16 protein-coding genes are annotated in these 19,184 nt (G+C 66.8%); 8 read left to right on the forward strand and 8 right to left on the reverse strand.

Annotated features, from left to right (window positions below; translation table 11 throughout):
* Window positions 1-50 precede the first annotated feature (50 nt).
* Together pnuC and CFB89_RS18770 are read left to right on the forward strand one after the other, a co-directional pair.
* Complete coding sequence (gene pnuC, locus CFB89_RS18765; RefSeq protein ID WP_089469155.1) at window positions 51-683, forward strand: nicotinamide riboside transporter PnuC; 633 nt, start codon at window positions 51-53, stop codon at window positions 681-683.
* A gap of 36 nt (window positions 684-719) precedes the next feature.
* Window positions 720-1,910: a phosphotransferase enzyme family protein gene (locus tag CFB89_RS18770; RefSeq protein ID WP_089469156.1), complete on the forward strand. Its 1,191-nt coding sequence runs from the start codon at window positions 720-722 to the stop codon at window positions 1,908-1,910.
* A gap of 163 nt (window positions 1,911-2,073) precedes the next feature.
* Here the strand turns inward: CFB89_RS18770 and CFB89_RS18775 are convergent, their stop codons facing one another.
* Both CFB89_RS18775 and CFB89_RS18780 read right to left on the reverse strand, forming a co-directional pair.
* Window positions 2,074-2,523 carry an OmpA family protein gene (locus CFB89_RS18775; protein ID WP_089469157.1) on the reverse strand — a complete coding sequence of 150 codons (450 nt, stop codon included), beginning with the start codon at window positions 2,521-2,523 and terminating at the stop codon, window positions 2,074-2,076.
* 15 nt (window positions 2,524-2,538) lie between these two features.
* Window positions 2,539-3,255: a M35 family metallo-endopeptidase gene (locus tag CFB89_RS18780; RefSeq protein ID WP_089469158.1), complete on the reverse strand. Its 717-nt coding sequence runs from the start codon at window positions 3,253-3,255 to the stop codon at window positions 2,539-2,541.
* 302 nt (window positions 3,256-3,557) lie between these two features.
* On the opposite strand from CFB89_RS18780, the gene CFB89_RS18785 reads away from it, so the two are divergent.
* The 5 genes from CFB89_RS18785 (at window position 3,558) to CFB89_RS18805 (ending at window position 11,812) form a co-directional block, all read left to right on the forward strand.
* Window positions 3,558-4,871 carry a TolC family protein gene (locus tag CFB89_RS18785; protein WP_089469159.1) on the forward strand — a complete coding sequence of 438 codons (1,314 nt, stop codon included), beginning with the start codon at window positions 3,558-3,560 and terminating at the stop codon, window positions 4,869-4,871.
* A gap of 26 nt (window positions 4,872-4,897) precedes the next feature.
* Entirely contained in the window at window positions 4,898-6,367 is a 1,470-nt protein-coding gene (locus CFB89_RS18790) for an efflux RND transporter periplasmic adaptor subunit (RefSeq protein WP_089469160.1), read from the forward strand.
* Between the two features lie 128 nt (window positions 6,368-6,495).
* The gene (locus tag CFB89_RS18795; RefSeq protein ID WP_089469161.1) at window positions 6,496-9,708 is read left to right on the forward strand and encodes an efflux RND transporter permease subunit; all 3,213 of its coding nucleotides are present in this window, start codon (window positions 6,496-6,498) and stop codon (window positions 9,706-9,708) included.
* Window positions 9,708-10,391: a heavy metal response regulator transcription factor IrlR gene (gene irlR, locus CFB89_RS18800; RefSeq protein ID WP_006490455.1), complete on the forward strand. Its 684-nt coding sequence runs from the start codon at window positions 9,708-9,710 to the stop codon at window positions 10,389-10,391. The genes CFB89_RS18795 and irlR overlap by 1 nt, the downstream gene beginning before the upstream one ends.
* Window positions 10,388-11,812, forward strand: a complete 1,425-nt coding sequence (locus tag CFB89_RS18805) for a heavy metal sensor histidine kinase (protein WP_089469162.1) — start codon at window positions 10,388-10,390, stop codon at window positions 11,810-11,812. The genes irlR and CFB89_RS18805 overlap by 4 nt, the downstream gene beginning before the upstream one ends.
* Window positions 11,813-11,894: 82 nt before the next feature.
* Here the strand turns inward: CFB89_RS18805 and CFB89_RS18810 are convergent, their stop codons facing one another.
* Window positions 11,895-12,179 carry a DUF4148 domain-containing protein gene (locus CFB89_RS18810; RefSeq protein ID WP_089469163.1) on the reverse strand — a complete coding sequence of 95 codons (285 nt, stop codon included), beginning with the start codon at window positions 12,177-12,179 and terminating at the stop codon, window positions 11,895-11,897.
* Between the two features lie 206 nt (window positions 12,180-12,385).
* Here CFB89_RS18810 and CFB89_RS35395 point away from each other — a divergent pair, with 206 nt between their 5' ends.
* A complete protein-coding gene (locus CFB89_RS35395) occupies window positions 12,386-12,715 on the forward strand; it encodes a hypothetical protein (protein WP_256979703.1) in 330 nt (109 codons plus the stop codon).
* A 115-nt stretch (window positions 12,716-12,830) separates the two neighbouring features.
* Here CFB89_RS35395 and CFB89_RS18820 read toward each other — a convergent pair whose 3' ends face one another.
* The 5 genes from CFB89_RS18820 to CFB89_RS18840 form a co-directional block, all read right to left on the reverse strand.
* Window positions 12,831-14,126, reverse strand: a complete 1,296-nt coding sequence (locus tag CFB89_RS18820; RefSeq protein ID WP_089469164.1) for an O-acetylhomoserine aminocarboxypropyltransferase/cysteine synthase family protein — start codon at window positions 14,124-14,126, stop codon at window positions 12,831-12,833.
* Window positions 14,127-14,284: 158 nt separating this feature from the next.
* A complete protein-coding gene (locus CFB89_RS18825) occupies window positions 14,285-15,580 on the reverse strand; it encodes a nitrite reductase (RefSeq protein WP_089469165.1) in 1,296 nt (431 codons plus the stop codon).
* A gap of 62 nt (window positions 15,581-15,642) precedes the next feature.
* Window positions 15,643-16,794: a DUF1176 domain-containing protein gene (locus tag CFB89_RS18830; RefSeq protein WP_179233490.1), complete on the reverse strand. Its 1,152-nt coding sequence runs from the start codon at window positions 16,792-16,794 to the stop codon at window positions 15,643-15,645.
* A 258-nt stretch (window positions 16,795-17,052) separates the two neighbouring features.
* Window positions 17,053-17,868, reverse strand: a complete 816-nt coding sequence (locus CFB89_RS18835; protein ID WP_089469167.1) for a nucleotidyltransferase domain-containing protein — start codon at window positions 17,866-17,868, stop codon at window positions 17,053-17,055.
* Between the two features lie 55 nt (window positions 17,869-17,923).
* Window positions 17,924-19,147 (reverse strand): RtcB family protein, encoded by a 1,224-nt coding sequence (locus CFB89_RS18840; RefSeq protein ID WP_089469437.1) that lies wholly within the window; start codon window positions 19,145-19,147, stop codon window positions 17,924-17,926.
* Window positions 19,148-19,184 lie beyond the last annotated feature (37 nt).

The raw sequence follows: 19,184 nt of genomic DNA on the forward strand, positions 1-19,184 counted from the left end.
GGCAGCCGCGTGACGCGCGGCCCCGGCAGTTCACCAGGAGAGCACAGACGATGTCCCCACTCGAAATCGCCGGCGTGATCGTCAGCGCGCTCGCGATCTGGCTGACCGCGAAGCGGCGCATGCTGTGCTGGCCGGTCGGCCTCGCGTCGGTCGCGCTGTACGGCTGGATCTTCTTCGATGCGAAGCTGTACTCGGACATGCTGCTGCAGGGCGCATTCGCGGTGCTGCAGGTGTACGGCTGGCAGCGCTGGCTCGCGCAGCGCGCGAGCGAGGCCGGCGGCGGCGCGGTGACGGCCGGCGACGTCGCGCCCGTGACCGGCGTGCAGCCGCTCAAGATGCTGCCCGACCTGATCGCGGCCGTCATCGGCAGCGCGCTGCTCGGCGGGATGATGGCGCGCTGGACCGACGCGGCGCTGCCGTTCGTCGATGCGTCGCTGACCGCGTTCAGCCTCGTCGCGCAATACTGGACCGCGCGGCGCTACATCGCATCGTGGGGGCTGTGGATCATCGTGAACGTCGTGTACGTCGGGATGTTCGTGTTCAAGGAACTGTATCTGACTGCCGGGCTCTATGCGCTGTTCATCGGGCTGGCCGTCGTCGGCTGGCGCGACTGGAGCCGCACGGCCGCCGCATTGCGCGCGGCCGCTGGCGGCCCGCTCGCATCGGGCGGCGGCGCGCGCTGATCCGCGCACGGATTCAACCACGGAGCAACGTCGTTCATGTCATTCCCCCTCGAGCCGGACGGCCCCCTGTCGCGCGACGTCGCACCGCCGCAATTCGGCGTGGACGGCGAGCAGGCCGAACGCGACTGGCCGCTGATCACGCACGACGAGGTGGCGGCCGTGCTCGCGCGGATCGACGGCGCGGGCGAGCCGGTGCGGCTGACGTGGCACAGCCCGCGACAGTTCGCGGCAGCGGTGCTCGTGCGAATGGCGGACGGGCGCGGGTTGTTCGTCAAGCGACATCACGCGAGCTTGCGCGATGTCGCGGGGCTCGAGGAAGAGCATCGCTTCATCGCGCATCTGCGCGAACGCGGGATGCCGGTGGTGGACGTGCTGGCCGATCGTCACGGCGCGACCGCCTTTGCGTTTGGCGAGTGGACGTATGAGGTGCACGTGCTCGCGCCCGGCGTCGATCCGTATCGCGGCGTGATGTCGTGGCAGCCGTTCACGCATCCGTCGCACGCGTACGCGGCCGGCCGCGCGCTGGCCGAACTGCATCGCGCGTCGGCCGGCTACGATGCGCCCGCGCGGCCCGTGCGCACGCTGCTGTCGAGTTTTCGCGTGCTGTCGTCCGCCGATCTGGCGGGCGCGCTCGAACGCTGGGTCGATGCGCAGCCGCTGCTCGTGCGTGCGCTCGGCTCGCGCGACTGGCGTGGCGACGTGGCCGAGGCGATCGGCCTGTATCACGCGCGTCTCGTGCCGTTGCTGCCCACGTTGACGCCGCTGTGGACGCACGGCGACTGGCATGCGTCAAACCTGCTGTGGACCGAAGCGGGGCCCGGCGCGCAGGTGCGGACCGTGCTCGATTTCGGCTTGTCGGATCGCACCTGTGCGGTGATGGACCTCGCGCTGGCGATCGAGCGCAATACGGTCGACTGGATGGCGCCGGCCGATGCGCGGCGCGTGGAATACGAGCAGATCGACATGCTGCTCGACGGCTATGAATCGCTCGAACCGCTGAGCGACGATGCGTATGCGGCGCTCGTCGCGCTGCTGCCGATCGTGCATACGGAGTTCGCGCTGTCGGAAGTCGCGTATTTCGGCTGCATCATCGATGCGCCGGCGACCGTGGATATCGCGTACGACGGCTACCTGATCGGGCATGCGCGCTGGTTCGGCGAGCGCGACGGGCGGCAACTGCTCGACTGGCTCGTGCAGCGGCGGCGGGGGAAGCAAGGGCGCGTTTGATTCTCGAAAATGCGCGGATAGCTTCCCGGGTTCGGTGATCGACATATCGCTCGAATCGAACATCGAAATCTCGTTCGGATGGATTCGATGGACCGTCGCACGCGAGCGTTGGAGGTACACGGGTCAACGCAAGCGCGGCGGCGGTAAATGAGCCGATTTCATGTCAATGGCCGGTACAGCAGTTGTCGAGGCAGCCGGGGCTCACTTGAATGGCGACTTCGCGTGTTTCCGATGTCGATCCAGCTGCACTGCTGGCTGGATAAATTTGCGTTTTTATCTGAATCGGTGCGTTTGTCAGACCGTCGTCTATGACGACTTTCGCCGTCTCGGAAGCTCGCTTCGTTGCGAGTCGTTCAGGATCAGCCTCAATCTTGGAAGCGCTGCCAATTACAGTGATCCAGTTTTGTATCGGATAATCGAAATTCATTGCTGAAATCCATCGTCCAATTCGTATTTTCTCGGATTCGGAGATCTCGTGACTGTTGTGGGAGAAGGCCACGAAAAATTGCCGTGACGGCAGATTTTGTGACCCCTGACATTCCGCCGCAGAGCTTGCCGGGAAAAGGAGCAACGTTGCGATAGGCACGATTAGTGACGTGATAAAAATTCTCATGCTGAATTCGGCTCCTTACTCCGCAAATAATTCTTCGCCGTAGATCACGAACCCTGTGAGGGTATCCGCGTTCCTCAATGCCTGGTCGGGATTGGTCCTTGCCCATGCGGCCGCTGTGGGATCGAGCCCGTAACGAGGGTCGCCGCTACCGAAGGTGTCGACGAAGTGAGTGACTTCGTGAATGAGCGTGGATAGGCGGGAATCTCCGAACATATTCTGATCGCGCAAGCCGGTACAAAACTTCATCGCAATGCTGATAAGCCTGCGCTCCGTGTTGGGCCCGCAAACGTGAGCGGCTTCATTCTCGATGTCGATCATGTTCGGAACACAGCCTAACATTCTATCGAGCTTCGGATCGCTTCGAACGAAATGGTGTGGCGTCAGCGTTTTGAGAACGGAGAGATGTCGTGAGAAGCCGATGAGAAGGTATTTTCGTGTATTTTCATCGCATCGATTGAACCAATATATCATTCTGTCTTTGGTTGTTTTGTCATACCGCTTCAGATCGGTGATCCTGCGCTCAACCAGAATTATGGACCACTTAAGCAGCCGAGATACCATGATTCTAAATTCTCGATTGGTCATATTAGGGCAGATGGGTGTTGTGTTGATGTAAACGTCAACCACCGATCCCGGGTTTGTGTTGGTGACGGCCCCGGAGTGAACGAGAAACCATTCTTTGTCTTCGCCGGTGTCAAAGTCGTACTCGTTGTGATCGAAGAGGTTTTTCACTGATTAAAAGTCTCGATTCGCAGGTTTTCAAGGAGGCAGCACGACCGTGATGTCATAAAACAGCATGGTTTTGTTCATGTTGCCGGGACCTTGAACAGTCATCTTTTCGAGCGAATACGTCTATAGAACTAGTTCTAAATTTTGAAACGTATTTTTTATGCTGACGTGACCGGCAGGGCAGATATGCACGTCGATTCGGCGAGTACACCGCGCCCAACATGACGGAAATATCATCTTCGCCTCATGTTCGCACTGCGGCAGGTCCGTAGCATCGGTCGCGAACCGTTACCGCAGAACCGAACATGCTCAAGCTCAACCTCGTCGCGGCCATCGTCCTTGCGATGGCCGCGACGGCTCATGCGCAGTCGTCGCTGTCGCCGGGGCCGATCACGATCGCAGCCAGCAGCGCGACGCCGATCGGCGCTCTCCCCTCCGATACGCTCCCTGCATCGTCATTGACGCTCTCCGATGCGCTCGCGGTCGCGGCCCGCAACAACCCGGCGCTGCGCGGCGCGCGCGCGGACGTCGATGCGTCGGCCGGCGCACTGATGCAGGCCGGCGCCCGTCCGAACCCGGAAATCTCGTTCCTGCAGGAAGGCTTCAGTCGCGCCGAGCGCACGTCCACCGCGCTGATCAACCAGACCATCGAACTGGGCGGCAAGCGCCGCGCGCGGCTCGACGTCGCGTCGTACGGCCGCGAGGCGGCCAACGCGTCGCTCGACGACCAGGGCGCGGCCGTGCGCGCCGATGTGATCGCCGCGTTCTACGGGCTGCTCGCCGCGCAGCGCCAGCTTCAGGTGACCGAGGAATCGGCCGCGATCGCCGCGCGCTCGGCCGATCTCGCGGGGCGCCGGGCGCAGGCCGGCAAGGTGTCGCCGGTCGAGGCGACCAAGGCGCAGGTGGCGGCGGCCGGCGTGCAGATCGAAGTCGTGACCGCGCGCGGCCGTGTCGACGTCGCGCGCGAAAAGCTGAACGCGGTGATGGGCGAAGCGCGCAACGACCGGCTCGCGGTACGTGGCGACCTGGAAACGGTGCCGCCGGTCGAGCCGCTGTCCGCGCTGACCGCGCAGCTCGACGATTCGCCGCTCACACGGATCGCGCGTGCCGAAATGCTGCGCTCGAATGCGGCCGTGTCGCTCGAACGCGCACGGCGTATTCCGGACGTGACGGTCAGCGCGGGCGTGAAGCGCGTGACCACGGGCGGCGTGCCGGACAACCAGGCCGTGGTCGGCGTATCGATCCCGATTCCGCTGTTCAACACGAACAAGGGCGCGCTGCTCGAGGCGACGCACAAGGCCACGCGCGCGAACGCCGATCTCGATCGCGAACGCACGCGCCTGCGACTGGAACTGACGCAGGCATACGCGAATTTCGAGGCCGCCGAGCAGGAAGCGCAGCGCTTGAAGTCCGACATCCTGCCGGCCGCGCGCCTCGCGCTCGATGCGATGTCGCGCGGCTACGAACTCGGGAAGTTCGGCTTCCTCGACGTGCTCGACGCACAGCGCACGCTGTTCCAGGAGCAGTCGCAATACGTGCGTGCGCTCGCCGGCGCCCATGCGGCCCGCGCCGACATCGGCCGGCTCGTCGGCACGCCGCTCGCGGCCGTCGCGCAATAAGCGCTCCTCTTACCGGAAGGATCATCATGTCACGCAGCAGAATCTTCGTTATCGCGGCGGCCGTGCTCGGCGGCGCCGGAATCGTGATCGGCGCGCTCGCCGTCACGCGGAGCGTCAACGGCGCATCGGCGCCGACGGCCGCCGAAGCCGTGCAGCAGGCCGATGGTGCCGGCGCGCGCGGCGGTGTCGTGCTCACGCGCGGCAAGCTGTCCGTCGAGATCGTGATGACGGAAAAGCCCGGCGACGCGCGGCTCGTCGTCTATCCGTCCGTCGACGGCAAGCCGCTGGACAAGGGCGTGACCGTGTCCGGCACGCTGGTGCGGTACGACCGCACGCAGGAACCGTTGCGGTTCGACGCGGCCGGCCAGAAGTTCGTGTCCGCGCAGTCGATCGCGAAGCCGCACGTGTTCGATGCGACGATCGACGTGAAGGCCGGCAACGATGCGGCGTCGTTCCCGTACGCGCTCGCCGACGGCGCGATCGCGCTGACCGACGCGCAACTGGCGACGTCGAAGATCGCGCTCGCGAACGCCGGCCCCGCGCAGATCGCGACACCGTTCCAGCTTCCCGGCGAAATCAAGTTCAACGAGGATCGCACCGCGCACGTGGTGCCGCGCGTGGCCGGCATCGTCGAGCAGGTGTCGGTGTCGCTCGGGCAGAACGTCGCGAAGGGGCAGGTGCTCGCCGTGATCGCGAGCACCGATCTGGCCGACCGCCGCAGCGAGCTGCTGACGGCCGAGCGCCGGCTGTCGGGCGCCCGCGCGACCTACGAGCGCGAACGCACGCTGTGGCAGGAGCGCATTTCGGCCGAGCAGGACTACCAGCAGGCCCAGGTGCAGTTGCGCGAGGCCGAGATCGCGGTGCAGAACGCGCGGCAGAAGCTCGCCGCGCTGAACGCGCCGGTGGGCGCGGGTGCGCTGAACCGCTACGAACTGCGCGCGCCGTTCGCCGGCACGATCGTCGAGAAGCATGCGACGCCGGGCGAGGCGATTGCCGCCGACGCGAGCATGTTCGTGATCTCCGACCTGTCGACCGTATGGGCCGAAATGGCGGTGCCGGCGCAGCGGCTCAACGACGTGCGCGTCGGTCGCGAGGCAACGGTGATCGCGACCGCGTTCGAATCGCGCTCGAGCGGCCCGATCGCGTACGTGGGTTCGCTGCTCGGCGAGCAGACGCGCACCGCGCCGGCGCGCGTCGTGCTGCCGAACCCCGATCGCGTGTGGCGTCCCGGGATGTTCGTCAACGTATCGGTCGACGCGGGCCCGCAACGCGTGCCGCTCGCGGTCGCGAGCGACGCGCTGCAGGACGTCGACGGCACGCCGTCGGTGTTCGTGCGTTCGCCGAAGGGCTTCGTCGCGCAGGCCGTCGAAACGGGGCGGCGCGACGAACGCGCGACCGAAGTGCTGAAGGGGCTCAAGCCCGGCCAGGAATACGCGGCGTCGAACAGCTTCGTGCTGAAGGCGGAGCTCGGCAAGGGGAACGCGGAACATGAGTGAGCAGCAATACGCATGCACCGTGGCGCGACTGGCGGCCCGCCACGCAGCCCGCTTTCCGATTCGCCGGGTGACCGGCCGCGCGGCCCGTCCGGTGCGCTCGACCGTTACCCGTGTCAAGGAATCCCGACATGTTTGAGCGCCTGATCCGCTTTGCGATTGCGCACCGCTGGCTCGTGATGCTGGCGATCGCGGCCGTGGCCGCGTTGGGCGTGTTCAGCTACCAGCGGCTGCCGATCGACGCGGTGCCCGACATCACCAACGTGCAGGTGCAGATCAACACGTCCGCGCCCGGCTACTCGCCGCTCGAGGCCGAGCAACGCATCACCTACCCGGTCGAGACCGTGATGGCCGGGCTGCCGGGGCTGGAACAGACGCGCTCGATCTCGCGCTACGGGCTGTCGCAGGTGACCGTGATCTTCAAGGACGGCACCGACATCTACTTCGCGCGGCAGCTCGTCAACGAGCGCATCCAGGAGGCGAAGGACAAGCTGCCGGCCGGCATCGCGCCGGCGATGGGGCCGACGTCGACCGGCCTCGGCGAGATCTACCTGTGGACCGTCGAAGCCGACGCCGGCGCGCGCAAGCCCGACGGCACGCGCTATACGGCGGCTGACCTGCGCGAACTGCAGGACTGGGTCGTGCGGCCGCAACTGCGCAACGTGCGCGGCGTGACGGAGGTCAACTCGATCGGCGGCTACGTGAAGGAATACCGCGTCGCGCCGAACCCGACGAAGTTGATGTCGTACGGGCTGACGCTCGCCGACGTCGTGCGGGCGCTCGAGCGCAACAACGACAACGTCGGCGCCGGCTACATCGAAAAGCGCGGCGAGCAGTATCTCGTGCGCGTGCCGGGCCAGGCGCGCACCGTCGACGACATCGCGAACGTCGTGCTGACCAACGTCGGCGGCGTGCCGGTGCGGATGAAGGACGTCGGCGTGGTCGACATCGGCCGCGAACTGCGCACCGGCGCCGCGACGTCGAACGGCGAGGAAGTCGTGCTCGGCACGGTGTTCATGCTGATGGGCGAGAACAGCCGGACGGTGTCGAAGGCCGTCGCCGCGAAGATGGAAGACGTAAACCGCACGCTGCCGGCCGGCGTGAAGGCGGTTCCGGTGTACGACCGCACGGTGCTCGTCGAGAAGGCGGTCGCCACCGTGAAGAAGAACCTGCTCGAAGGCGCGGTGCTCGTGATCGCCGTGCTGTTCCTGTTCCTCGGCAACATCCGCGCGGCGCTGATCACCGCGCTCGTGATTCCGCTGTCGATGCTGATGACCTTCACCGGGATGGTCAACGCGAAGGTGAGCGCGAACCTGATGAGCCTCGGCGCGCTCGACTTCGGGATCATCGTCGACGGCGCGGTGGTGATCGTCGAGAACTGCGTGCGGCGGCTCGCGCATGCGCAGTCGGCGGCGGGGCGCCCGCTCACGCGCGACGAGCGTTTCGCCGAAGTGTTCGGCGCATCGCAGGAGGCGCGTCGCGCGCTGATCTTCGGGCAACTGATCATCATGGTCGTGTACCTGCCGATCTTCGCGCTGACCGGTGTCGAGGGCAAGATGTTCCATCCGATGGCGATTACCGTCGTGATGGCGCTCGCGGCCGCGATGGTGCTGACCGTCACGTTCATTCCGGCGGCCGTCGCGTTGTTTATCGGCGAGCGGGTCGAGGAGAAGGAGAACCGGCTGATGGGCTGGGCGCGGCGCGCGTACGCACCGGTGCTCGCCGCGTTCATGACGCGCCCGGCGCGCGTGATGATCGGGGCGGGCGTGATCGTGCTGGTCACGCTCGGGCTCGCGACGCGGCTCGGCAGCGAGTTCATCCCGAGCCTGAACGAGGGCGACCTGGCCGTGGCCGCGCTGCGGATTCCCGGCACGAGCCTGTCGCAGTCGGTCGAGATGCAGAAGTCGATCGAGAAGACGCTGAAGGCGCGCTTCCCCGAAATCGCGCGCGTGTTCGCGCGCACCGGCACGGCCGAGATCGCGGCCGACCCGATGCCGCCGAACCTGTCGGACGGCTACATCATGCTGAAGCCGGCCGACACGTGGCCTGACCCGAAGAAGCCGCGCGAGCAGCTCGTGCGCGAGATCGAGGACGCGCTCGCCGAGCTGCCGGGCAACGCGTACGAGTTCTCGCAGCCGATCCAGCTGCGCTTCAACGAACTGATTTCCGGCGTGCGCAGCGACGTCGCCGTGAAGATCTTCGGCGACGACATGGCCGTGCTGAACCAGACCGGCGAGCAGATCGCGGCTGCGTTGCGGAAGGTGCCGGGCGCATCGGAGGTAAAGGTCGAGCAGACCACGGGCCTGCCGGTGCTGACCGTCAACCTTGACCGCGACAAGCTCGCGCGCTACGGCGTGAGCGTCGCCGACCTGCAGGACTCGGTGGCCGCGGCCGTCGGCGGGCAGAAGGCCGGCACGCTGTTTCAGGGCGACCGCCGCTTCGACATCGTCGTGCGGCTGCCCGACGAACTGCGCACCGACATCGAGGCGATCAAGCGGCTGCCGATCGCGCTGCCCGCGCCGGCCGCCGGCGCCAGCGCGCCGCTCGCGGCGGCGCCGTACGTGCCGCTGGCCGAACTCGCGACGATCGACGTGGCGCCGGGCCCGAACCAGATCAGCCGCGAGGACGGCAAGCGGCGGGTGGTGGTCAGCGCGAACGTGCGCGGGCGCGACGTCGGCTCGTTCGTCGCCGATGCGCGCGAGCAGTTGCAGCAGGACGTGCGCGTGCCGGCCGGTTACTGGATGTCGTGGGGCGGCCAGTTCGAGCAGCTGCAAAGCGCGAGCGAGCGCCTGAAGCTCGTCGTGCCGCTCGCGCTGTTCATGGTGTTCGTGCTGCTGTTCGTGATGTTCAACAACGTGAAGGACGGGCTGCTCGTGTTCACCGGCATTCCGTTCGCGCTGAGCGGCGGTGTCGTGTCGCTGTGGCTGCGCGGGATTCCGCTGTCGATCACGGCGGCGGTCGGTTTCATCGCGTTGTCCGGCGTGGCCGTGCTCAACGGCCTCGTGATGATCTCGTTCATCCGCAACCTGCGCGACGAAGGGATGCCGCTCGACGCGGCGGTGCACGACGGCGCGCTCACGCGGCTGCGGCCGGTGTTGATGACCGCGCTGGTCGCGTCGCTCGGCTTCCTGCCGATGGCGTTCGCGACCGGCACCGGCGCCGAGGTGCAGCGCCCGCTCGCGACGGTCGTGATCGGCGGTATCCTGTCGTCCACCGCGCTGACGCTGCTGGTGCTGCCGGTGCTGTACCGCGTGAGCCACGCGGTGTCGTGGCGCGCGGCGTTGCGCGGCGGTTTCGCCGCGGGCATGATGCGCCGGCTGGGTTTCTTCAAGGGTAACGCGTGATGCGAATTCTGATTGTCGAGGATGAACCGAAGACGGGCGCGTATCTGCGCAAGGGGTTGACCGAGGCCGGCTACGTCGTCGATTGGGTCGAGGACGGCATCACGGGCCAGCATCAGGCCGAAACCGAGGAGTACGACCTGCTCGTGCTCGACGTGATGCTGCCCGGGCAGGACGGCTGGACGCTGCTGCAGAACCTGCGGCGCAGCAAGTCGACACCCGTGCTGTTTCTCACCGCGCGCGACGACGTCGGCGATCGCGTGAAGGGCCTCGAACTCGGCGCGGACGACTATCTCGCGAAGCCGTTCGATTTCGTCGAACTGACCGCGCGCATCAAGTCGATCCTGCGGCGCGGCCAGCCGCGCGATTCGAACACGCTGCGCGTGGCCGATCTCGAACTCGACCTGACCCGACGCAAGGCCACGCGGCAGGGCGACACGATCCTGCTGACCGCGAAGGAGTTCGCGCTGCTGTGGCTGCTGATGCGCCGCGAAGGCGAGATCCTGCCGCGCGCGACGATCGCGTCGCAGGTATGGGACATGAACTTCAACAGCGACACGAACGTCGTCGATTCGGCGATCCGCCGGCTGCGCTCGAAGATCGACGACGCGTACGAACCGAAGCTGATCCATACGGTACGCGGGATGGGCTACGTGCTCGAAGCGCGCGGCGGCGCGGCCGCATGATCGCGCGCTTGCTGCCGCGGACGCTGCGCGGCCGGCTGACCGCGCTGATCATCCTGTCGACGTCGGTGATCCTCGCATCGAGCGGCGTCGCACTGTACGAAGCGCTGAGCAACCGCGTCGAAACGACGGCAGCCGAGCAGATGGCCGGCATTTCCGCCGCATTGGGCGCGCATCTGGCCGAGGCGCGCACGACGGACGACGTCGCGCGCAATGCCGATATCTGGATCGACCAGTTGCACGGTCATCCGAACATGGATCTCGCGATCTTCGATGCAGCCGGCACGCGCGTCGTCGGCACGCCCGGCTTCCGCCCTTATACGCCGCTGTTGTCGATGAACGTCGGGCGCGCGCCGTCCGGCGTCGCGCCGCCCGGCGCGCGGCACCAGTATCTGGTGACGACCGTGCCGCTCGCCGGTGCAGGTGCGCCCGTGGTGCGCGTCGCCGTGCAGTACGACCGCAGCGCCGACATGCTGCTGTTGCGCACGCATGCTTATACGATCGTCGTGATCCAGGTGTTCGGCGTGGTGATCGCGGCCGCGATCGCGTACGGCATCGCCGCGCTCGGGCTGAGCCCGCTGCGGCGGTTCGCGGCGCGGGCCGAACAGATGTCGACGAGCCGGCTCGCGCATCCGCTGCCGGAACTCGATACGTCCGGCGAGCTGAAGGAACTCGAGCATGCGTTCAACGGGATGCTCGCGCGGCTGAGCGAGTCGTTCACGCGGCTGAGCCAGTTCTCGTCGAATCTCGCGCACGACATGCGCACGCCGCTGACGAACCTGCAGGCAGCCGCGCAGGTGGTGCTGTCGCAACCGCGCAACGCGGACGAATACCGGAGCGTGATCGAATCGAGCATCGACGAATACCAGCGGCTGTCGCGGATGATCGAGGACATGCTGTTTCTCGCGCGCTCGGAACAGGCCGGCACGTCGATCAGCGTGCGGCGGCTGAATGCGGCGCGGGAGGCGGAGCGGGTGGCCGGCTACTACGAGCCGCTGGCGGAAGATGAAGGCGTGACGGTGATGGTCGACGGCCACGCGTGGGTCGATGCGGATCTGACGCTGTACCAGCGTGCGTTGAGCAACCTGCTGTCGAATGCGCTGACCTATGCGCCGCGCGGCAGCGTCGTGACGATCGATTGCGTCGAGCAGGGCGGCGCGACGACGATCGCCGTGTCAGATACGGGGCCCGGCATCGCGGCTGAACATGTCGGGCGAATTTTCGAACGCTTTTATCGCATCGATCCGTCACGCCACAATTCGGCGTCGGGCACGGGGCTCGGCCTCGCGATCGTCCGGTCGATCATGGACAATCACGGCGGTGAATGCGGCGTCGACAGCGAGCCGGGCCGCCGCACGACCTTCTGGCTGCGCTTCCCGCGACGGCCGGCCGAGCCCGAACGGCCGGCCGCCATCGGCACCTGACGGCGCAGGCGGACTCGCCCGCGCATTCGCCGTCAGGCAGCCGCCCACGGCGCGTTGCCGGCGGCCGTCTGGCCGCGCATCGTTACTTCGCGGCGAGGTCGTCGTGGTTGTCGGCCGGCGGCTTTTTCTCGCCGCCATGCACCGAAATCACGTGAAGCGCCTTATTGCGCGCGACGACCTCGGCGGTCGGCGGGTACTGCGTCTTGCTGATCGGCACGATGCCGTCGTGCTGCGCCTGCTTCAGTTCGTTGACGACCTGCGTGCGGGTCTTGCCTTGCGTTTGCGTTTGGGCGAATGCGGCCTGCGTGGCGATGCCGAGCGACAGCGTGGCGGTGACGAACAGTGCTGCGAGTTTTGCCGTTTTCATCGAGTGCTCTCCTTGATCGGGGCCGCCGGGTGGCGAACCATGGACCCAGTATGCGAAAGCAGCCGTGCGTGATCGTGATCGCGAGATGAAAAATGCGTCAGATTTCGGCGCGCGCGGGAGTGCGGGGCGGATTCCATCGACATGACGCAACCGTCATGTTCGCGTCATGGGGGCGATGAGCGGGAAGCGGAACATGCAGTCTGCCGTTGGCTGAGCGCGCCGGCGGAATTCGTGTCGCCCGCGACAGCAGCATCGATAGAGGCGGGGCCGTTCAGACCTTTATCCCGGACCGAAAATTGCATCGTCCCGCCATTCGTTTCTCCTTGATCGCAGTCCTGATCGTCCCGTTGTTCGCGGGCTGTGCATCGACACGTTCCGGCACCACGGCCCTCGCTTCCGCCGCCGCGCGCAAGCCCGTGCCGGCCGACCTGCCGCCGGGCGAACAGGTCGACTATGCGGGGCATCGTTGCGGCAATCCGAACCTGTATGTGAAAACGCATCCGTGCGTATACCCGCAGCGCAATTCCGCGCGGTGATCGTTGGACCCGCGCGTCGCCCGGCATCAACCGGCGATTGACCACCTTGAAGCCGCCCCAGGGGCAAGCGGTTTGACGCGGGCGCATCGGCAAGTGGCCGGCGCGCCCGTTCCGCTCAAAGCCGCGCGAGCGCCTGGTCGAGATCGGCGAGCAGGTCGTCGATATGCTCGATGCCGATCGACAGCCGCACCGTTTCTTCCTTCACGCCGGCCTTCGCGAGTTCGGCCGGCGACAACTGGCGGTGCGTCGTCGATGCCGGGTGCGTCGCGAGCGACTTCGTATCGCCGATGTTGACGAGCCGCGTGAACAGTTTGAGCGCATCCTGGAACTTCGCGCCGCCGTCGCGGCCGCCTTTCACGCCGAACGTCAGGATGCCCGGCGCACGGCCCGACAGGTAGCGGGCGACGAGCGGATGGTCGGGGTGATCGGGCAGGCCCGCATAGTTCACCCATTCGACGTGCTCGTGGCGCGCGAGATGCTGCGCGATCTTCAGCGCGTTGTCGCTGATCCGCTCGACCCGCAGCGCGAGCGTCTCGATGCCCTGCAGGATCTGGAACGCATTGAACGGCGAGATCGCCGCGCCCATGTTGCGCAGCGGCACCACGCGGGCGCGGCCGATATACGCGGCCGGCCCGAACGCTTCGGTATAGACGACGCCGTGATAGCTGACGTCCGGCTCGTTCAGCCGCTTGAAGCGGTCGGCGTGCTCGGCCCACGGGAACGTGCCCGAATCGACGATCGCACCGCCGAGGCTCGTGCCGTGCCCGCCGAGATATTTCGTCAGCGAGTGCACGACGATGTCCGCGCCGTGCTCGAACGGGCGCAGCAGATACGGCGACGGCACCGTGTTGTCGACGATCAGCGGGATGCCGTGGCGATGCGCGACCTCGGCGAGCGCGGCGATGTCGGTCACGTTGCCGAGCGGGTTGCCGACCGATTCCGCGAAGATCGCTTTCGTGCGCGCATCGATCAGCGGCTCGAACGACGCGGGGTCGCGCGGATCGGCGAAGCGCGTGGTGATCCCGTATTGCGGCAGCGTGTGCGCGAACAGGTTGTAGGTGCCGCCGTACAGCGAACTCGCGGACACGATGTTGTCGCCGGCTTCGGCGATCGTCTGGATCGCATACGTGACGGCGGCTTGTCCCGATGCAAGCGCGAGCGCGCCGATGCCGCCCTCGAGCGCGGCGATCCGCTGCTCGAGCACGTCCGTCGTCGGATTCATGATCCGCGTGTAGATGTTGCCCTGGACCTTCAGGTCGAACAGGTCGGCGCCGTGCTGCGTGTCGTCGAATGCGTACGCAACGGTCTGGTAGATCGGGACGGCGACCGCGCGCGTGGTCGGGTCGGGACGATAACCGCCGTGCACGGCGATGGTTTCGAGACGCCAGTTCGAATGGGCCTGATCGGTCATGGGTGCTCCGTTTGTTGTTGTGAAGGTCGAGGGGGCCTGCCGTCCGGCGATTATAGGAGCACGTGTGCAGGTGCCTTTAGAACGAATCGTGGGTTGCTTATGGGCGCGCGGCGCATAGAATGCGTCTTTCCGCAGACGGCGTGCGGGCGCACCGCACACTAGTTCTTGTCGGGATTCGAGTCGCTGCACTGGTCGGGATCGTCGCGCAACAGGACGCGGCGGATGCGGCCGTTGTCGTAGAACGGCACGTCCGGGCAGAACTTCATGCCGGCGCGCGTCGACGTCCGTTTCCAGGCGACCTTTTCGGTACGCGCGAGCGTCGGCGCGCCACCCGGCGCGCCCGGTTTCCAGATGTCGATATACACCCGCGACATCTGAGGCGAATCGCCTGTCTCGCAGTCCTTCAGCGCGCCCAGCGTCGAGCGCAGCCCGGTATCGGTCTGCTCGATGCGTTGCGGATACTCGATATGGCCGTTGCCGTAGCCGGGCACGACATAGCAATAGCGACGCGTGTTTCCGTCGAGCACGGGCAGCAAGTAGCTGCTCGCCGAGTCGACCTCCTTCACGTCGTTGCCCTGCCAGCGGTAGGTCGTCACGCCGTGCTCGCAGCAGCTCGCGCGCCAGCTCGTCCAGATGAGCCGGTGGACCGGGTCGAAATCCGGCGACGTGATGTCTTGCAGTCCCTGCGGCGCATCGGCGAAGCGCCGCGTTTTCGGGTTGAAGATCCACGTCTGGTACGGGGTGTTCGGACCGGCCCCCATCGATTGCGCGAGCATCAGGTCGGGCCAGCCATCGAAGTTCGCGTCGGCGAAATCCGGTGTAAACAGGTTGCAGGTGCCCCGCGAATCGGTCGCGAGCGTCTGGACGAGGCGGCCGTGGTCGTACAGACGGATTGCGGTGACTTCAGGCACGTCGGTGCACGAACCGCCATCGTCCGGCAGATGGTCGGCGACGAGGCGGATGTCGTAGGGGAACGGCCTGCCGTCCTGTTTCGGCGCGAGCGACACGGGCAGCGTACGCTTGCCGTCCGGCGAAGCCCATGTGCCGGCCACCGCGTTGTCGAGGAACGCAACGCGCCACGTGCCCGTCACGCGATCGGCGTCGGCTTTCGCCCCGCTATCGCGTTCCGACAGCGTCGCACCATGCGCGTCGAGCGTTCCCTTCAATGCGAGCCGATAGCGTTTGTCGGACGTGCAGGGGGCGTAGCAGTACCAGCCCGACACCGTGTCGGCGACGCGCGACAACGAGACTTCGACGTGCCGGTTGCCGATCGTGCCGGCCCAGTGGCGCGACCAGAACGGGATCTCGACCGGCTCGTCGGCGTTTGCCGCGCGCACCGGCATCGACGCGAATGCGGAGATGGCGATCAGCGCGAGCGCAAGCGCGCTGCGCCAGCCGCGCTTGCGCCGCGTCGCGGCCGCGTGGCGCGACGCGGTGATGAACGGGTGATGCATGGTTCGGCCCCTCGGTTTGTTATCGGTTATGTCTGCCGGCGTGTTTCGGTGCGATACGTGCGTCAGCGGCTTCCGGTCGCATCGGCGCGTCGATACAGGCGTGGCCACTGATCGTCGAACAGGCCGTTGCACGTGCCGTGCGTCGCGATATCGCCGAGCATGAAGCGCCGGCCGTCGAAGATCCACGATGCGGTCGAGCCGCAATCGCCGGCACTGCGCAGCCTCACCTTGCTCGACAGCGTCGCGCTGGCGGGATCGTAGCCGGCGTCGGTCAGTTCGTTCGCGAACGACGCCGAATCGAGTCCCGCGTTTGCGTTCTCGCCGAAATTCATCGCCGTCGGCGAGTAGGGCGCGGTTCGCCGCACGCGATACCACAGGTCGGTGTGGTTATACAGGCTGCTGGTCTGGCACGGGATCGCGACGAGCGCCTCGTCGGCCGAGATCGCCACGGCAGTGGACGCCTTGCTGCGATCGCGCGCCGGCATTTCGTCTTCGACCTCGGCCGCACATTGCTTCACGTCGCCGCCGAACTTCGCGAGCACCGCATCGACGAGCGGGCGCCGTTCGGCGCTCGACAGGGGCGAGGCGGGCGGCGGCGCGGGCGTGACCGCGGGCGGCAGCGCGGGCGCGGCCGGCACCGACGATGCAGGCCGGGTGCCCGGGCGCAGCAACGCCGTGACGGTGCCGACACGGCCCTGCGTGTCGTCGATCAACAGCAGCGCGGCACTCAATCCCGTCAACGGTGTGCGGGCGGTTTGTGCCGACGCCGGATCGCCGAAGCTCAGCAGTTGCCCATTGCGCGACGCGGTGAGCCAGGCGGCAACCGTTGCCGGATCGTCGGTCCGGATACGGAACGGGTGCGCGTCGTCATCGTCCGGTTTGCCGCCGAATGCATGCCATCGGGCCGCCATTGCATCGAACGGCCGGCCATCCACGCGTGCGGTGCGCAGGTCCAGCGGCGCCGAGGCGTAGAGGTCGAGCGAGGCTTGCGCGTCGGGGCCGGCATCGCGCGTCACGCGCAGAATGAGGTGGGGGCGTGCGTCGTCGATATCGTCCGCGTGGCTTTCGGCAATGCAGCGGTTGCCGTTGTCGCAGACGACCGACCAGTTCTTGAAGTCGCGTTCGACCGGTGGCCGCGCGAGCGGCAGAGCCTCGGCAACGAACGGGCAAACGGCGAGGAGGGCGGCGATGGCGAGCGAAAGGCGGTGCGACATGACGGTTCGTATCGACTGTGGATGGACGGGCGGAAGACGTCGGACTGCAAGCGTATCGTCAGCAAGCGGGGCAGGTCGAAGGCTGCGGCGCATGCGGCGGCGCGCTCTGGCGAACGGCATCGAGTATACCGCCGAGATGGGCTGCGATCGTGACGACGACACGTAGCAAGCGGGCGCGGTCGTTGCTCGCAGGCATCGATCGGACGCGTGCGGATGCAAAAACGGCGCGATCCCCGGAGGCATCGCGCCGTTCACTTTTCATCGGCCGTCGACCACGTCGCGCAGGAACGCGTCGAGCATCGCCACGTCGCCCCACGGCCGCTTGTATTCGCGATCGTGTTCGGCATCGGCGAGCATCGTCTCGACCAGCGCGTGGATCGCCGGCCGGCGCGGCCCGTATTCGCTTTCGTTCGCGCTCATCTTCAGCGCGAGCAACGCATCGAGCTCCGCGCGCACCGTCGGCTCGTGCACGGTGCCGTCGACGAGATCGACGAAGCGCATCGGCGGCATGCCGAGCCCCATGTCGATCCAGCGCACCGCGAGCAGCGGACGCAGTACGTACAGGTACTTCTTGTAACGCACCGTGTCGCCTTGCAGATAGCCGCGAAAATTCTTCTTCGCCATCGCGAGGTAGTGATGACGCCCGCGTACCGGCGAGAAGAACGCCGATGCGAGCGACCTGAGCCGCGGCGCCCAGCGCGTATCTTCGCGATACACGACAGGCGAGTCGAGCCATTCGAGCAGCGTCGGGTTCGAGCGTCGCAGCAATTGCAGCGCCTTGCGCAATTCCCAGCCGCCGACGTCGAGTTCGTCGTCGAGCGGCCGTTCGATCACGTCGCGTTGCGGTTCGACGCTCAGGTACCAGTCGCGCCGGTGTGCATACACGAAGCGTACGTCGTAATCGCTGTCCGGCGACGCGAATCCCCAGCCGCGGCTGCCCGATTCGCACGCGAACAGCACGCTCACATCGTGGCGGCGCTCGACTTCCGCGAGCTCCGCCATCACGCGCGCCCGCACCGCCGGGTCGATCGGGTGCGCGCTGCGCACGGTCGTCATCGTCTTGTCGGTTTTCATCGTTGTCGTTTTCCTTTCGTTGTGCGCGGCCGCCGGCCATCGGCCGCGCACCGCGCTAACCCTTCACGCACACCACCTGGCGCAGCGTGTGCCCCACTTCGACGAGGCTGCGCTGGGCCGCCATCACCGCGTCGATGTCCTTGTAGGCCATCGGGATTTCGTCGACGACGCCCGCGTCCTTCCGGCATTCGACGCCCTGCGTCGCTTTCGCCTGATCGTCGGCCGTGAAGCGGCGCTTCGCTTCGGTACGGCTCATCGTCCGGCCCGCGCCGTGGCTGCACGAGCAGAAGCTCTCCGGGTTGCCGAGCCCGCGCACGATGAAGCTCTTCGCGCCCATCGAGCCCGGGATGATCCCGAGTTGCCCCTTCTGCGCGGACACCGCGCCCTTGCGCGTGACGAGCACGTCTTCGCCGAAGTGGCGTTCGCGCTGCACGTAGTTGTGGTGGCAGTTCACCGCATGCTCGTCGACCGAGAACGGTGTGCCGATCACGCCGCGCGCCGCGCCGATCACCGCGTCCATCATCGCCTGCCGGTTGCGCCGCGCGTAGTCCTGCGCCCAGCCGACCGCCTCGACGTAATCGTCGAAGTGCCGGCTGCCTTCGGTGAAATACGCGAGGTTGCGGTCCGGCAGGTTCGCGATGTGCTGGCGCATGTCGGCCTGCGCGAGTTCGATGAACAGGCTGCCGATCGCATTGCCGACGCCACGCGAGCCGCTGTGCAGCATGAACCACACGCGGTCCGCCTCGTCGATGCACACCTCGATGAAGTGGTTGCCGGTGCCGAGCGTGCCGAGATGCGCGTAGTGGTTCGTCTTTTCCAGCTTCGGATACTTGTCGACGATCCGCTGGAAGCCCGGTTGCAGCGACTTCCACGCGTCGGTCACGGCGGCCGGCGTGCGATCGCCCCATGCGCCCGGATCGCGGCGGCCCGGCGCGCGGCCGTGCGGCACCGCGCGCTCGATCGCACTGCGCAGCCCACCCAGCGAATCCGGCAGGTCGGACGCCGTCAGCGTCGTGCGCGCGGCCATCATCCCGCAACCGATGTCGACGCCGACCGCGGCCGGAATGATCGCGCCCTTCGTAGGAATCACGCTGCCGATCGTCGAGCCCTTGCCGAGGTGCACGTCCGGCATCACCGCGACGTGGCCGAAGATGAACGGCATCTGCGCGGTGTTGCGCAGTTGCGCGCGCGCTTCCTCTTCGACGGCGACGCCTTGCGTCCACATCTTCACCGGCTTGCCGTTCGCCAGTTCCATCACCTGATAATCCGTGTCTGTCATCTGCTTCACCTGATTCATTTCGGAATCCGACGCGAGT

It is taken from the genome of Burkholderia sp. AU16741 (genome assembly GCF_002223345.1).
GTDB lineage: Bacteria > Pseudomonadota > Gammaproteobacteria > Burkholderiales > Burkholderiaceae > Burkholderia > Burkholderia sola.

Bases quoted from the DNA above. Each gene is read 5' to 3' on its own strand.
- CFB89_RS18820 (WP_089469164.1), bottom strand. From the start codon at position 14,126: ATGACCGATCAGGCCCATTCGAACTGGCGTCTCGAAACCATCGCCGTG.
- CFB89_RS18805 (WP_089469162.1), top strand. From the start codon at position 10,388: ATGATCGCGCGCTTGCTGCCGCGGACGCTGCGCGGCCGGCTGACCGCG.
- CFB89_RS18825 (WP_089469165.1), bottom strand. From the start codon at position 15,580: ATGCATCACCCGTTCATCACCGCGTCGCGCCACGCGGCCGCGACGCGG.
- CFB89_RS18840 (WP_089469437.1), bottom strand. From the start codon at position 19,147: ATGACAGACACGGATTATCAGGTGATGGAACTGGCGAACGGCAAGCCG.
- CFB89_RS18835 (WP_089469167.1), bottom strand. From the start codon at position 17,868: ATGAAAACCGACAAGACGATGACGACCGTGCGCAGCGCGCACCCGATC.
- CFB89_RS18795 (WP_089469161.1), top strand. From the start codon at position 6,496: ATGTTTGAGCGCCTGATCCGCTTTGCGATTGCGCACCGCTGGCTCGTG.
- CFB89_RS18775 (WP_089469157.1), bottom strand. From the start codon at position 2,523: ATGAGAATTTTTATCACGTCACTAATCGTGCCTATCGCAACGTTGCTC.
- irlR (WP_006490455.1), top strand. From the start codon at position 9,708: ATGCGAATTCTGATTGTCGAGGATGAACCGAAGACGGGCGCGTATCTG.
- CFB89_RS18785 (WP_089469159.1), top strand. From the start codon at position 3,558: ATGCTCAAGCTCAACCTCGTCGCGGCCATCGTCCTTGCGATGGCCGCG.
- pnuC (WP_089469155.1), top strand. From the start codon at position 51: ATGTCCCCACTCGAAATCGCCGGCGTGATCGTCAGCGCGCTCGCGATC.
- CFB89_RS18830 (WP_179233490.1), bottom strand. From the start codon at position 16,794: ATGTCGCACCGCCTTTCGCTCGCCATCGCCGCCCTCCTCGCCGTTTGC.
- CFB89_RS18790 (WP_089469160.1), top strand. From the start codon at position 4,898: ATGTCACGCAGCAGAATCTTCGTTATCGCGGCGGCCGTGCTCGGCGGC.
- CFB89_RS18770 (WP_089469156.1), top strand. From the start codon at position 720: ATGTCATTCCCCCTCGAGCCGGACGGCCCCCTGTCGCGCGACGTCGCA.
- CFB89_RS18810 (WP_089469163.1), bottom strand. From the start codon at position 12,179: ATGAAAACGGCAAAACTCGCAGCACTGTTCGTCACCGCCACGCTGTCG.